This window comes from Aliiruegeria lutimaris, assembly GCF_900099935.1.
In the GTDB taxonomy this organism is placed as follows: Bacteria; Pseudomonadota; Alphaproteobacteria; order Rhodobacterales; family Rhodobacteraceae; genus Tropicimonas; species Tropicimonas lutimaris.
In genome coordinates this window covers 21857-34824 of the sequence record NZ_FNEK01000010.1, presented here as the reverse complement: position 1 = coordinate 34824, position 12968 = coordinate 21857, and the positions used below count along the sequence as shown (strand labels likewise).

At 60.6% G+C, this 12968-nt stretch carries 13 protein-coding genes and 1 tRNA gene; 6 read left to right on the top strand and 8 right to left on the bottom strand.

Annotation, left to right across the window (positions count from 1 at the left end):
* Window positions 1–139: 139 nt before the first annotated feature.
* From BLR85_RS06705 to petA, 4 genes are all read right to left on the bottom strand, one after another.
* Window positions 140–889: a hypothetical protein gene (locus BLR85_RS06705; protein ID WP_093152132.1), complete on the bottom strand. Its 750-nt coding sequence runs from the start codon at window positions 887–889 to the stop codon at window positions 140–142.
* A 184-nt stretch (window positions 890–1073) separates the two neighbouring features.
* Entirely contained in the window at window positions 1074–1892 is an 819-nt protein-coding gene (locus tag BLR85_RS06700; RefSeq protein ID WP_093152129.1) for a cytochrome c1, read from the bottom strand.
* A 19-nt stretch (window positions 1893–1911) separates the two neighbouring features.
* Window positions 1912–3249, bottom strand: a complete 1338-nt coding sequence (locus BLR85_RS06695; protein WP_093152125.1) for a cytochrome b — start codon at window positions 3247–3249, stop codon at window positions 1912–1914.
* Window positions 3250–3260: 11 nt separating this feature from the next.
* Window positions 3261–3836: a ubiquinol-cytochrome c reductase iron-sulfur subunit gene (petA, locus tag BLR85_RS06690; protein ID WP_093152121.1), complete on the bottom strand. Its 576-nt coding sequence runs from the start codon at window positions 3834–3836 to the stop codon at window positions 3261–3263.
* A 279-nt stretch (window positions 3837–4115) separates the two neighbouring features.
* Between petA and BLR85_RS06685 the strand changes: the two genes are divergently transcribed.
* Window positions 4116–4772 (top strand): outer membrane protein, encoded by a 657-nt coding sequence (locus BLR85_RS06685; RefSeq protein WP_093152118.1) that lies wholly within the window; start codon window positions 4116–4118, stop codon window positions 4770–4772.
* A gap of 48 nt (window positions 4773–4820) precedes the next feature.
* Here BLR85_RS06685 and BLR85_RS06680 read toward each other — a convergent pair whose 3' ends face one another.
* The 3 genes from BLR85_RS06680 to dapF form a co-directional block, all read right to left on the bottom strand.
* Complete coding sequence (locus BLR85_RS06680) at window positions 4821–5423, bottom strand: glutathione S-transferase (RefSeq protein ID WP_093152115.1); 603 nt, start codon at window positions 5421–5423, stop codon at window positions 4821–4823.
* Between the two features lie 70 nt (window positions 5424–5493).
* On the bottom strand, window positions 5494–6750 hold the full coding sequence (mtaB, locus tag BLR85_RS06675) for a tRNA (N(6)-L-threonylcarbamoyladenosine(37)-C(2))-methylthiotransferase MtaB (protein ID WP_093152111.1): 1257 nt from the start codon (window positions 6748–6750) through the stop codon (window positions 5494–5496).
* 1 nt (window position 6751) lies between these two features.
* Complete coding sequence (dapF, locus tag BLR85_RS06670; RefSeq protein WP_093152106.1) at window positions 6752–7588, bottom strand: diaminopimelate epimerase; 837 nt, start codon at window positions 7586–7588, stop codon at window positions 6752–6754.
* Between the two features lie 99 nt (window positions 7589–7687).
* Between dapF and BLR85_RS06665 the strand changes: the two genes are divergently transcribed.
* Window positions 7688–7763, top strand: a tRNA-Lys gene (locus BLR85_RS06665).
* A 210-nt stretch (window positions 7764–7973) separates the two neighbouring features.
* The gene (locus BLR85_RS06660; RefSeq protein WP_093152101.1) at window positions 7974–8498 is read left to right on the top strand and encodes a UPF0149 family protein; all 525 of its coding nucleotides are present in this window, start codon (window positions 7974–7976) and stop codon (window positions 8496–8498) included.
* A gap of 699 nt (window positions 8499–9197) precedes the next feature.
* Here the strand turns inward: BLR85_RS06660 and BLR85_RS06655 are convergent.
* Window positions 9198–9506 carry an NIPSNAP family protein gene (locus tag BLR85_RS06655; RefSeq protein ID WP_093152096.1) on the bottom strand — a complete coding sequence of 103 codons (309 nt, stop codon included), beginning with the start codon at window positions 9504–9506 and terminating at the stop codon, window positions 9198–9200.
* On the opposite strand from BLR85_RS06655, the gene BLR85_RS29770 reads away from it, so the two are divergent.
* The 3 genes from BLR85_RS29770 (at window position 9505) to BLR85_RS06640 (ending at window position 12966) form a co-directional block, all read left to right on the top strand.
* Window positions 9505–10395: a TetR/AcrR family transcriptional regulator gene (locus BLR85_RS29770; protein WP_342028775.1), complete on the top strand. Its 891-nt coding sequence runs from the start codon at window positions 9505–9507 to the stop codon at window positions 10393–10395. The two genes, BLR85_RS06655 and BLR85_RS29770, sit on opposite strands and share 2 nt — an antisense overlap.
* A 240-nt stretch (window positions 10396–10635) precedes the next feature.
* Complete coding sequence (locus BLR85_RS06645) at window positions 10636–11967, top strand: extracellular solute-binding protein (protein WP_093152368.1); 1332 nt, start codon at window positions 10636–10638, stop codon at window positions 11965–11967.
* A 117-nt stretch (window positions 11968–12084) separates the two neighbouring features.
* Window positions 12085–12966: a carbohydrate ABC transporter permease gene (locus BLR85_RS06640; protein WP_093152088.1), complete on the top strand. Its 882-nt coding sequence runs from the start codon at window positions 12085–12087 to the stop codon at window positions 12964–12966.
* The last annotated feature ends 2 nt before the right edge of the window (window positions 12967–12968 follow it).

The following is a 12968-nucleotide window of genomic DNA, read 5'->3' as shown; positions in this document are numbered from 1 at the left end:
AGTCCTTCGAACCATCCTGAATTCGGGCGGATCGTCAGGTTCCATTTGCGGCCTGCCTGCCGAAAGGTCAGGGGCCGAACACAGTGGGCGGGCCGCTCCGCTCCATGCGTGTTCCGACCAGGCAGAAATCGCAACCGCTTCAGAAACCGACAAGTTCGGTCAGCACCGAGCGACGCCTGGTAAAGGTCGGGCGTTTCTGGTTGCCACCGAGTTGTCGCGTCAGCCCAAGGGTGACCTTTGTCACCGGGCCGCCCTCCGCGTCGAAACGGACCTGGCCGAATGAGGCTGTCAGCCGGGTATCGCCCGTGGCACCGACCGGTATCTCTGCTCCGACGCCGTAGTCGTAATAGTCACGATCCCGCCGCCCGGATTCGCTTGTCGTGTCCTTGTTGAAGAACAATGTCGCGCAGACATCATTGGCGAAGCTGTAGCCCAGCGTGGCGCCCTTGCTGGTTACGTAGCCATCCTGCTCCAGTTCGTCACCCCATGTCTGGCCGAAATACATTTCGGCGGTGAAACCGTTCTGGGTCTTCCAGGCCAGCTCCAGGCCCGTCGCCGTTGCCGGCTCCGATGTCCCGCGCCCCAGGAGATAGGCGCCGAAGGAGAGGCCGTGCCCAAGGCGCAAATACGGATGCAGGCCCAATAAAGCAGCAGCTTGGGCCTCGTCTTCGGTCTCGAGGTATTCGAGCGCGAGATCGCCTTGCAGTCCTAAACGGTGCGAGACAAGAATCTCGGCGGAACCGAACCCTGCAAGGCCGCCCTGGGATGAGGCGCTGTCCACGTAGGACAGCTCGAGGCCGAACCCGCGATATGCGAGTTCGCGAGCGTCGGAGGCCGTGGGAAGAGCACCGAGGCAGGCGGCAAGAATAAATGAAAATGATCGGAACATGGCACGCTGGCTGCATTGACATTCACTAAGGGATCAAGCGTAGCAAACTGTCTGAGAATTGGACAGAAACCGAGATGGTCTGAGCGCACATGTTTTGGCATTGAGCCATTTCTGCAATCTCATAACCAAAGGGGCGCTCCTTTCGGAACGCCCCTTCGAAATGCTGTGAAACCCGCAGGCCGGATCAGGCCTCCTTGGCGGCCTTCTTGACCGGCTTCCAGATGCGCTTGTTGGTGGCATAGAGCAGCACCGTCAGCAGCGTCAGGAAGATCACCGCGATGAGGCCGGTTTTCTTGCGGTCCATCATCTTGGGCTCGGCGGCCCACATCAGGAAGGCAGAAACGTCCTCTGCCTCGTGGTGCAGCGAGTTGGAATGGCCATCGGCATATTCCACGTCCTCGCCGGCGAGCGGCGGCGCCATCGCAATCCAGCCGCCAGGGAAGGCGGTGTTCTGGTAGAAGATGCTGCCGGCCTCTTCCTTCTCCTTGCCGGTATAACCGGTCAGGATGGCCGTGATGTATTCCGGGCCGCCCATGCCGTTGAAGAGCTGGCTCAACCCGGTGCCGTAGGGGCCGTGGAAGCCCGCGCGGGCCTTGGCCATCAGGCTCAGGTCCGGTGCGCCGGCCGCGGTGTTCGCGGGAAAGTGGTCCGTCGGGATCCGCGGACGGTCCTCGTCCTTCTCGGCATCGTAGATGTCGAACTGGGCCGCGTAGGCGCGAACCTGATCCTCGGGCAGTTGCGGGCCGCCCTCATCCGCAAGCGTGCGGAGGGGGACATATCTCAGGCCGTGGCAGGCAGCGCAGACCTCGGTATAGACCTGCAGGCCGCGCTGCAACTGCATCTGGTCGTAGGCACCAAAGGGACCTTCGAACGAGAACGCGACGTCGTGGATACCGTGGCTGTCATGCGGCAGCACGGTTTCGTCTCCGCCGCCCGCCGCCATGGCGGAACTGCTGGCGAAGGCGAGGGCCACGGCCGCGGTGAGTGCGATTTTCTTGATCATGTCAGAACGATCCTTCCTGTCACTCGGCCGGGGTGGCCGCGGCATCGTCCTTGGACTTGCCGTAATGCGCGTTGAAATCGGCCTCGATGGTCTCGGGCAGCTCTTCCGGCTTCTCGATGATGCCAAGCAGCGGCAGGATCACGAGGAAGTAGGCGAACCAGTAAGTGGCACCGGCCAGCGCGATATAGGGATAGATCCCTTCGGCAGGCATGGCACCAACCCAGGTGAGAACCACGAAGTTGACCACGAAGATGGCGAACCACCAGCGGAACATCGGACGGAAACGACCGGAGCGGACACGGCTGGTGTCGAGCCACGGCACGAGCGCCAGAACGATGATCGCGCCGAACATGGCGATCACGCCGAAGAACTTCGCGTCCACGATGCCGAAGGTGATCCAGTCGGCAAACATCACGATCCAGACATCGGCGGTGAAGGCACGCAGAATCGCGTAGAAGGGCAGGAAGTACCATTCGGGCACGATATGCGCCGGCGTCACCAGCGGGTTGGCTTCGATATAGTTGTCCGGGTGGCCGAGATAGTTCGGCATCCAGGCGGTCACGGCAAAGAACACGACCAGGATCAGCGCCAGGGCGAAGAAGTCCTTGATCACGAAGTAGGGCCAGAAGGGCAGCGTGTCCTTCTTGGCGACTTCCTTGTTCTCGCGGCGGACGTCAACACCGGTGGGGTTGTTGTTGCCCGTGGTATGGAAGGCCCAGATATGGACGATCGTCAGGCCCGCAATGATAAAGGGCAGCAGGTAGTGCAGCGAGAAGAACCGGTTCAGCGTGGCATTGTCCACCGCCGGTCCGCCCAGAAGCCAGGTTTGGATCGGCTCGCCGATGACCGGGATCGCACCGAACAGGCCGGTGATCACGGTCGCGCCCCAGAAGGACATCTGGCCCCAGGGGAGCACGTAGCCCATGAAGGCGGTGCCCATCATCAGCAGGTAGATCAGCATGCCGATGATCCAGGTGATCTCGCGCGGCGCCTTGTAGGAGCCGTAGTAAAGACCGCGGAAAATGTGCAGGTAGACCGCAAGAAAGAAGAGCGAGGCGCCGTTCATGTGCAGGTAGCGCAGGAAGTGCCCGCCGTTCACGTTGCGCATGATGTGCTCGATGCTGGCAAAGGCCAGGTCGACATGCGGGGTGTAATGCATCACCAGGATGATGCCGGTAACAATCTGAAGACCCAGGCAGAATGCCAGGATGATGCCCCAGATCCACATCCAGTTCAGGTTCTTGGGCGTGGGGATCATCATGGTGTCGTAGATCAGGCCAATAATGCCGAGGCGGCTATTGACCCATTTCTCGGCACCGGTCTTCGGCTCATAATGGTCGTGGGGAATTCCAGCCATTGGTGTCTCCCTTAGCCGAGCTGAATGGTTGTTTCGTCGAAGAACGCGGCGGTCGGCACCGGCAGGTTCTCGGGAGCCGGGCCTTTGCGGATCCGGCCAGACGTATCGTAATGCGAACCGTGGCAGGGGCAGAACCAGCCGCCAATACCGGTCGGGCCGACATAGTCGCCCGCGTCATTGAGCGGCACGCAGCCCAGGTGGGTGCAAACACCCATCATCACCAGCCATTCACCGGCCTCGTCCAGCGAGCGGTTCTGGTCGGAGGCGTCGGTGCCTTCCTTGTTCACGTTGCGGGACATCGTGTCGCTCAACGCGGAGAGATCGACGGAGCGGGCATCCTCGATCTCTTCCGTGGAACGGCGGCGCACGAATACCGGCTTGCCGCGCCACTTGACGGTGATCTGGGTGCCCACCTCGATCGAGCTGATATCGACGAGGATGGAGCTGAGGGCCTGGACGTCCGCCGACGGGTTCATCTGATTGATGAGAGGCCAGACGGCGGCACCAGTGGCTACGGCACCGGCACCAGCGGTGGCGTAGTAGAGGAAGTCGCGACGGGTGCCGTCGTGGTCTTCTGCGTGGGACACGAGGAATCTCCCTTTCCTGGCTATGCGAATACCGTGCGGTGCCGAGGGCACAGCTGGTCTGCAAAGCTAATTAGAGGGCGAGATTTGACCCGTCCACCCGTCATTGACGTCAGCCTGCGGCGGGTCGTCGCAATCAACTTGAAAATATGTGGTTTTCGGCATGTGTCGCGCCGTTGTGGCAACACTTCGCGCGCTAACGGAAATGTGCCTGGCGTGGGACTGGCAACGCGCAGTCGCCGTGATAACCGCAGAAAGTAAATTCGTTTCGGGAGACTCGACATGGAGCGCATTCTGGCTGCCCTGTGCGCCACGACCGCCCTGGCCAACCCCGCCGCCGCAGAAATCGAGCTGAGCTTCTACACCGGCGTACAGGAAGTTTTCGACAGCCACGTGCGCGGCGATGCGAAGGGCAGCGAATTCGATTTCCTCGCCGACTGGGAGGGCCGTTCCTTCGAGATGCCGCCGCATTGGGGCCTCCGCGCCACCTGGTGGCGCAGCAAGAATCTTGGCTTCGGCGTCGAGTTCGAGCATACCAAGGCCTATGCCTCCGACGACACGCTGAAAGAGTTCGGATTCGAGACACTGGAGTTCTCGGATGGTCTCAACAGCTTGACTGCAAATGTTTTTTATCGCTGGCCAGGTCTCTGCGCCAAGGGCAGGCTGACACCCTATCTGGGGGCTGGCGTCGGTGTGGTGATCCCGCATGTGGAAGTGCGGCGAACCGGCAGCGAAGATGAGACCTTTGAATACCAGCTCGCCGGTCCGTCCGCGATGCTGGCCGCTGGCGCGCGCTATTCCCTGACCGAAACCTGGTCGGTCTTCGGGGAGTACAAGAGCACCTTCTCGATGCTTTCAACCGACCTCGATGGCGGCGGAGAACTCGAAGCGAACATGTCCACCTGGGGCATCAATTTCGGTGTCAGCTACAGTTTCTGAGCGAGATGAGGTGAAAAGACGGGCCGGTTGACCGCGAATCGGCCCGGATCATTCCGGTTGGGTGCGTTGCATTGATTCGCGTTCGGCGAATCGAACTTCCCACTGCGTGAGCGAATCACGCCCCTGCCGCCAGTCGCGGTCGCCATGGCGGAAGTCCAGGTAACCGAGCGCGCAGCCGCAGGCGATCTGTCCCATGTCCAGCGGTCCGGAAAGATGGCTCATCCAGCGTGTCTCCAGCGCGTCCAGCCCACGTCCGATCTTGGCCCATTGTCCCTCGACCCAGAAATCGTGGATCTTCTCCTCTGGTCGGCAGCGGGATTCGTAGACCATGAGCACCGCGGCCTCCATGATCCCGTCCGCCAACGCTTCGAGCGTCAGCACCTCCCAGATCCGCTTCTCGGGGTAGAGTCCTGCGCCCGCGCGGTCGTCGAGGAAACGGCAGATCACCCGGCTGTCGAATAATGCCGGGCCGGAGGGGCGCAGCAGCGTCGGGATCTTGCCCAGCGGGTTCTCCGTGCGCGAGACCCTGGACGTGTCGAGCGGGTTGCCCACGGTGGAGATCAGTTCCACTTCGTCGAGCTGTCCGGTTTCGTGCAATGTCACCATGACTTTGCGCACGAAGGGGGAGGCGGGGGAATGGTAGAGCTGCATGGCGGTCTCCTTGCGAAGCTGCGGGGAGTCTAGCCGCCGCCGTTCGGTCTGCGAACCGCCAATCGAGTCGTCAGGCCCGCAGTTGGTTCTGGCTATGGCCGGTAATCATGGTGGAGACGATCTGCCCCTCGAGCTGATCGGTCTCGAAGCTCACTTCGGTGAATTGCTCGGTGCGCCCCATCCGGGCGTTTTCCAGCAGCACGTTATGCCTGCGGCCGATCTGCGCCTCCAGGTGGCGGGCCACCTGTTCGTCGCCCCGCGCCCGCAGGCGCGCCGCCCGTTCCCGGATCGCGCCGCCATGGACCTGCGGCATGCGCGCCGCCGGCGTGCCCTTGCGCGGGCTGTAGGGAAAGACATGCAGCCAAGTGAGGTCGCATTCGCGCACGAGGTCGAGCGAGCGGGTGAACATCTCCTCGCTCTCGGTCGGAAAGCCGACAATGATATCGGCGCCAAAGGTCATCTCCGGACGCAGGCGGCGGGCCTCCTCGCAGAAGCGGATCGCGTCGCTGCGGCCATGGCGGCGCTTCATCCGCTTGAGGATCATGTCGTCACCCGCTTGCAGCGACAGGTGCAGATGCGGCATCAGGCGCGGCTCGGTGGCGATGGCCTGCATGAGCATCTCGTCTGCCTCGATCGAGTCGATGGACGAGATGCGCAGGCGCGGCAGGTCCGGCACCATTTTCAGGATCCGCATCACCATGTCGCCCAGCCGCGGCGCGCCGGGAAGGTCGGCGCCCCAACTCGTCAGGTCCACACCGGTCAGCACGACCTCGTTGAACCCCTTATCCACGAGCCGCTTGATCTGTTCCACGACCACGCCAGCAGGTACCGAGCGGGAATTGCCACGCCCGAAGGGAATGATGCAGAAGGTGCAGCGGTGATCGCATCCGTTCTGGATCTGGACATAGGCGCGGGATCGGGTGCCGAAGCCGTCGATCAGGTGACCGGCGGTCTCCTGCACCGACATGATGTCATCCACCTGAACCTTCTCGGTCGCCCCAATGAAATCTGGGCCGGACATGGCGGCCCACGTCTCGAGCTGCATCTTTTCCGAATTGCCGATCACACGGTCAACCTCTGCCATGGCGGCAAAGGTTTCCGGCTCGGTCTGCGCGGCGCAACCGGTCACGATCAGCGTCGCGTCCGGGTTTTCCCGCCGCAGCCGCCGGATTTCCTGCCGCGCCTTGCGCACCGCCTCGGCGGTCACGGCGCAGGTGTTGATCACCACGGCATTGTCGATCCCGGCCTCGGCCGAGAGCTTTTTCATGGCTTCGGTCTCGTAAGCGTTGAGGCGGCAGCCGAGTGTGGAGAAGACGGGCGCGCTCATCTCAGAGGCTCTCGAGGAAGGCAGGGGTGAGCGTGCCATTGAACACATGGGCCGTCGGACCGGTCATATGCACGCCGTCCTCCCGCCAGTCGATGAAGATCGTGCCGCCATCGAGCTCGATGCGGACACTGCGCCCGGTCAGCCCACGCCGCGCGGCGGCCACGGCGGTCGCACAGGAGGATGAGCCGGAGGCGAGCGTAATCCCCGTGCCACGCTCCCAAACCCGCATCCGCAAGTGGTCCGGTCCGATCACATGCGCGACCTGCACATTCGTCCGCTCGGGGAAGAGGCGGTGATGCTCGTGCTCGGCGCCAAAGGCGGCGAGGTCCACCGCGTCCACATCGTCCACGAAGAAGGTGCAATGCGGATTGCCCATGCCGGTCGCCGTCGGACGCCCCTCGATGGGCAACTCCAGCGTATCCATCGCTTCGGCCAGCGGAACCTCGGCCCAATCGAGCAGCGGTGCACCCATATTGACCCGGGTCAGCCCGTCGCCGGCATCCGCGCAGGCAAGCAATCCCCGCTCCGTCCGAAGCGTTACCGAGGACTTGCCGGATTCGTTCATCAGGTGCCGGGCCACACAGCGAGTCGCGTTTCCGCAGGTCGCCGAAAGAGATCCGTCAGCGTTGTAGAAGACCAGCCGCGCATCGGCCACCTCATCGGCCTCGATCACGGCAAGCTGATCGAACCCCACGCCCCGGTGGCGATCGCCCAGGGCTCTCGCAACGGGGCCGATGGGCGGCACGGCGCCATGCCGGCCATCGACAACGACAAAATCGTTGCCCAGACCGTGCATTTTCATGAAGTTCAGCGCGGGGTGTTGATCAGAATCAGCCATGGTGCGGGGGATATACGCGGTGCGCCCGCGCTTTTGAAGAGAGAGTGAATTTTATGCTTGACCCCATGCGGCAGGTCTTTTAGTCAGCGGGCCTCGGATGGGCCGTTAGCTCAGTTGGTAGAGCAACTGACTTTTAATCAGTGGGTCACAGGTTCGAATCCTGTACGGCTCACCATCCTTTCAAAGACTTGGGCGATCACATAAGGTGACGCCGACTGGCGGGCGAGACAGGGGGCGAGACAAGCGCTCGAATTCTTTTTTGAGCCCGTCGGCTCAGTCTGATCTAACGTAAAAAAACGTGGCTGATAGAGCGGCGTACTGGCGTCATGACGATATGACAAGCAGAAGTTGATTCCACCGGACCCAACTGTGGAGCCTTCCGCCAATGGATCCCCTTCAGAAACTCGACGCATACCTAACGTCCAAGGACGCACCCGAGGACTCCATGGCGATCTCCGATCTTGACGGCTTCCTGACCGGCGTGGCGTGTCTTCCAGAAGAGATCCCCGAGGAGGTTTGGATTGTCACCGCTCTCGGAGATCCCGATGCCGTGCCTGACCACATCAAGAAACTGGTCACCGATCGCTTTGACGAAATCTCTTCGATCCTCGAAGGCCAGTCTAAGACCATCGATCCGGTATTCTGGCAGATGAAAGAAGGCCATGTGATCGCCATGGACTGGTGCGAAGGGTTCATGGACGCCGTCAAATTAGCCCCCGCCGCTTGGAAGTCCAAAGTCGAAACATCCGAGGGAGCGAAGCTGATGCTTCCAATCCTCGTCCACATGTTCGACGACAATGGCAACTCGATGTTCGGGCTGGCGCAGGAGGAGATCGACGACGCGCTGGCCGCCGCAGCGGACGCAATCCCGGAGGTGGTTCCGGCGATCTATGCATTGTTGAGAGAGTAGACGTGACCTGTAAGTGGCTGCAGGCCGCTTCCCTCTACTAGTTCCAAATCGGCCACCACGAAACCATTCGTGCTTACCGTTACGCAACCGAGGTTGTTGTTCGTATTGCGCCTGTGGCTAGCGAGCCGGTTGGCGCATCGGGCTCAATTTATAGGGTGGCGATGATGGCGATCATGAAGTCGACGCCGAGAGTGAAGAAGACGGCGCCCATGGGATACCTCCGATGCCCCTAAAACGCCGAACGCCGCCCAATGGGCGGCGTTCCGGCAGGTCGGTCGTAGGTCTCTCCCTCAAGGGACGTGATTAGCGTCCCCACGCGCCATGATCAATCTGACCATCTCATCGACATCCATGTCTTCCAGTTCCTTCTGCGGTGCTGGCAGACAAATTCTAACCAGTCTCCGAACAGACAGTGAGCCTGCGGAATCAGGCGCACGTCATGTCCAAGCCCCTGCAGTTGACGCGCCCAGTTATTGGCAGTTGCACAAGCTTCGATTCTGTCCGTCGCCCTTAAACCTAGCTAACATGGCATTCGCCATAAATGCGCCGACGTGATTTCGTCCCGGACGTCCTGGCCTGTTTCATTCCATCACCCCGGCATTACTGCCAGATTGGGAGCAGAAAACGCACCTGTCTCACCTGTTCAGGCTTCCCGAGCCACCTCGCTCTTCTGCAGGCTGGAAACTGTTTCTGCGTCCCCTAGAGTGGCGAGAATGCCGCCGGAAGAAGAAACACGCTTTCCTGGTAGTCGAGATACGGAAGGATCTTCGGAACAAAGGCCTGCCATTCCGGATCTGCCGCGAGCTTCGCGCGTTGTTGACTCCTGTGGCCATAGTCCTCGTAGGACCAGAGAAAGACCACGGAGTTCAACGGGCCGCTGTCGGTTGTCCAGCATCCGTTGAGCGTGGCGTATTTGGTGATGATGCCTAGTCCCTCTGCTTCGTAGAGCTTGAGGAATTCAGGGGCTTTGCCGGCGGTAACTCGGTAGGTGCGCTTTTCGAATATCATGTCATTTGGCCTCGTTCGGGTGGTTCGGTTTTTGCGCCATCCAACAGAGGATAGACGGGCTTGTCATGTGCGTGCAATAAATAAGTCGTCGTCTGACGACATGCATCTGCTTCAGCCGGCCACCGTGTGGGACTTGGCTGTCCGAGGCGGGTGCTATAAGCCGGTGCGAGGCATGTTGAGGGGTCACCGGGTGAGAATGAAGGCGAACACGATGCGCAAAAGGACGCGAACGGCGTCGGATGAGGGCAGGGGGGCGTCCGGGGCGTCGCAATCGCGGCTTCCACATGCCGAACGGCGAGCGCAGATCCTGGACACGGCCGCTCAGTTCTTCTCCGAGAATGGCCTCTCGGGTCAAACGCGCCGGCTTGCAGAGGCCTGTGGAGTGTCCCAGCGGCTGTTGTATCGTTTCTTCCCGACCAAGGAAGAGCTCGTGGCGGAGGTCTATCGGGAAGAGATCCTTGGGGTTTTCAAGGCGAGCTGGTTTGTCGAATTGCAGGATCGGTCCGTGCCTGTGGAAGAGAGATTTTTCTCTTTCTATCAGGAATATTTACAAAAAACGTTGACCCGGAAATGGCTGAGGCTGTTTTTGTTTGCCTCGCTGACCGACGGAAGCATGGCGCCAGACTATATTGCCAGCATCATCACGCAGCTGCTGGAGGTCCTAATGCGCGAGGCGGCGCACGAGTTTGATGTGACTTTGCCCGAGGATCGCGCACTCGTGCTCGAAATGGGCTGGACCCTGCATGGAGCCATCTCACACTACGCCATTCGCAAACACATCTACAAGGCGCGGACCGTCGTGGATGATGACCGGATCGTGGAGATGCATGTCCGGATGTTCCTAGGTGGATTTGTGCCCATGGTCGAGGCGCAAGCTGCAGCCGACTAGTCGACGCCTGCACCGCAATATTCATAACCTGCTATCGAATTGAGCCGGGCTGTAGTCCGGCTTGATCGATTCTGCGTCGATTTATGGCACTTCTAGTTGTGCTATAAGTCGTCAATTGACGACAATTGAACGAATCGCTAGCGTTAGACTCATGCTGTCGGGTGCTCCGACGGCAAAGGTGGTCATTCGCGGCGAGGCTTCCGAGCTGTGGCGGCCGATAAGGACAACGGGGATCAAGAGATGTCAGGACTTCTGAAATCGAACTTTGGTCGGCGGGACTTCCTGCGGACCTCCGCCGCCGCGGGTGCCGTCGCACTTGCGGCGCCTGCGCGGATCGGCTTCGCCCAGGGCGGGCCGACGATCAACATGCAGACATGGTCGGCGGCCGTCGATACGGTGCAGAGCCATGTTAACGCCTTTACCGAGGCCACCGGGATTCCGGTCAACTATGGCAATGCGCCGTGGGCCCAGTACCGTGAGAGCATGGTGACCAAGTTCGTCGGCGGCGCGCCGCTCGACATGATGTGGGTCTCGGATGCGTGGTTGCCGGAATGGGCCGAGGCGGGCTGGATCTCGCCCGTGGATGAGTTTGACTTCCTGATGGCGTACAATGCCGAGGCGGAGGATTTTTGCACCAACTCGATGACCTATAACGGCCGTCAATACGGCCTGACCTACTACACCGACTTCATGGCCTTTCTCTACGACGAGTCGAAGATAAAGGAGGCGGGTTTCGACGCGCCGCCTGCAACCTGGGAGGAAGTGGTCGAGCAATCTCTGGTGATGAAGGAGAAGGGCATCTCCGACTATCCGATGATGCTCGCAATGGCCCAGGAGAGCTGGCTGATCGAATTTATGTCGGCGCTGGTGTTCTCGCACGGCGGCCGCTTCGTCGATGACGACGGCATGGCGGTCATGCAGGAGAAGGACAAGGGGGCCGTCGAGGCGCTGCAATGGGTCGTCGATGCCGTCAACACCCATGGCATCGTGTCGCCAGCCTGCGTCGAGACCGGGGAACTCTCCGGCTTGAAAGCCTTTGCGTCCGGAAACCATGCCTTCGCGATGGTGGCGAAATACCGGCTCCGGATGCTGAACGATCCCGAGCAGTCCCAAATCGCTGGCAACGTGAAGCAGGCGATGATGCCCAAGGGGCCGAACGGTGACCACAATACGGTCGGCTGGATGCGATTCCACGGTATGGCCTCACAAGCGGCGCAGGACAAGGCGCGGGCGGAGAGCACCGCCAAGCTGATCGAGTGGTTCGGTGGAAAGGCCAATGGCGCATACACCTTCCAAAAGTTCCTCTTCCTCGATATCGGGGCGGGTTTCGGGGTGAAGCCGCTCTTCGACGATCCCGAGATCCGCGCTGCCTACGATGCCTATGGCAATGTTGACATGATCCAGGCTCAGCAAGCCTTGGCGATGAAGAAGGATGTCGTGACGCCGTGGTTCGGGGAGTGGAACGAGACGAACGGGTCCGCTTGGCAATCCGCCATTCTGGGCAACACCGATGCCGCCACGGCGGTGATGAAATCGGCAGAGTTCTGGGACGAGTTGAAGCAGGACTACTGAAATCTGAAAGCCGTGTCCGGCTCGAGAGTCGCTCGCGCCGGATACTTTTCCGTGCAAGTTTGAAGGGCGGGCGCGCGTGTGGCGGACGTAAACTATCATCAACCGGTCAGGGGTTCCATGAGGCGCCTCTTCGGGTACGAGGAGCGCAGCGCGGCAATCTTTCTCGCGCCGGTTCTGGCGGTGCTTATGGGGGTCGCGGTGTTTCCGATCCTCTATTCGTTCTATCTGAGTTTCTTCCGCATCAAGCTCACACGGCCAAACCGGACGCCTTTTGTCGGGCTGGACAATTATCTCGATCTGTTCACTAACGATCTCTTCTGGGTCTCGGTGGCGCGGACGGTGACCTTTTCGGTGGTTTCCGTCGCTGCGATCCTTGCCATCTCGCTACTCGTCTCGCTGCTGCTAAACCAGAACTTCCGCGGACGCCGCGTTCTGTCGACGATCCTCCTGGTCCCTTGGGCGATTCCCTATGTCGCCAACGCGTTGATGTGGAAATGGATCTACGATTCAGGTTACGGCGCTCTGAATGGTATCCTTTATCAACTTGATTTCATTGATAAATACATGGTCTGGCTAGGGGATCAGGACAAGACGATCTTCCTGATCGCCAATGCCTTCGTCTGGAAGGAGGTCCCGCTCGCGACGATCCTGCTTCTGGTGTCGCTGAAAGCGATCCCTTCTGACCTTTATCAGGCCGCCCGTGTGGACGGCGCCGGCGTCTGGCAACGCTTCATCCATGTCACGCTGCCGGCGATGAAACCCGGCTTCATGCTGGTGCTGATCTACGAGACGATGATGGCAATCCGGCATTTCGACCTTTTCTTCATCCTCACCGAAGGTGGCCCGGGCAATGCCAGCCACGTGCTTTCCTGGCACATCTATGTTGAGACATTCCGTAACCTCTCCTTCGGCAGCGGTGCGGCAATGTCCTACGTGCTGGCATTGGTGACTTTCGCGCTGTCCTACACCTTCATCCGATCTCTTGGCCGAAAGGTTTGACC

Coding starts and splice junctions, on each gene's coding strand:
- BLR85_RS06705 (WP_093152132.1), bottom strand. CDS start 889: ATGTTCCGATCATTTTCATTTATTCTTGCCGCCTGCCTCGGTGCTCTT.
- BLR85_RS06700 (WP_093152129.1), bottom strand. CDS start 1,892: ATGATCAAGAAAATCGCACTCACCGCGGCCGTGGCCCTCGCCTTCGCC.
- BLR85_RS06695 (WP_093152125.1), bottom strand. CDS start 3,249: ATGGCTGGAATTCCCCACGACCATTATGAGCCGAAGACCGGTGCCGAG.
- BLR85_RS06685 (WP_093152118.1), top strand. CDS start 4,116: ATGGAGCGCATTCTGGCTGCCCTGTGCGCCACGACCGCCCTGGCCAAC.
- BLR85_RS06680 (WP_093152115.1), bottom strand. CDS start 5,423: ATGCAGCTCTACCATTCCCCCGCCTCCCCCTTCGTGCGCAAAGTCATG.
- mtaB (WP_093152111.1), bottom strand. CDS start 6,750: ATGAGCGCGCCCGTCTTCTCCACACTCGGCTGCCGCCTCAACGCTTAC.
- dapF (WP_093152106.1), bottom strand. CDS start 7,588: ATGGCTGATTCTGATCAACACCCCGCGCTGAACTTCATGAAAATGCAC.
- BLR85_RS06660 (WP_093152101.1), top strand. CDS start 7,974: ATGGATCCCCTTCAGAAACTCGACGCATACCTAACGTCCAAGGACGCA.
- BLR85_RS29770 (WP_342028775.1), top strand. CDS start 9,505: ATGTCATTTGGCCTCGTTCGGGTGGTTCGGTTTTTGCGCCATCCAACA.
- BLR85_RS06655 (WP_093152096.1), bottom strand. CDS start 9,506: ATGATATTCGAAAAGCGCACCTACCGAGTTACCGCCGGCAAAGCCCCT.
- BLR85_RS06645 (WP_093152368.1), top strand. CDS start 10,636: ATGTCAGGACTTCTGAAATCGAACTTTGGTCGGCGGGACTTCCTGCGG.
- BLR85_RS06640 (WP_093152088.1), top strand. CDS start 12,085: ATGAGGCGCCTCTTCGGGTACGAGGAGCGCAGCGCGGCAATCTTTCTC.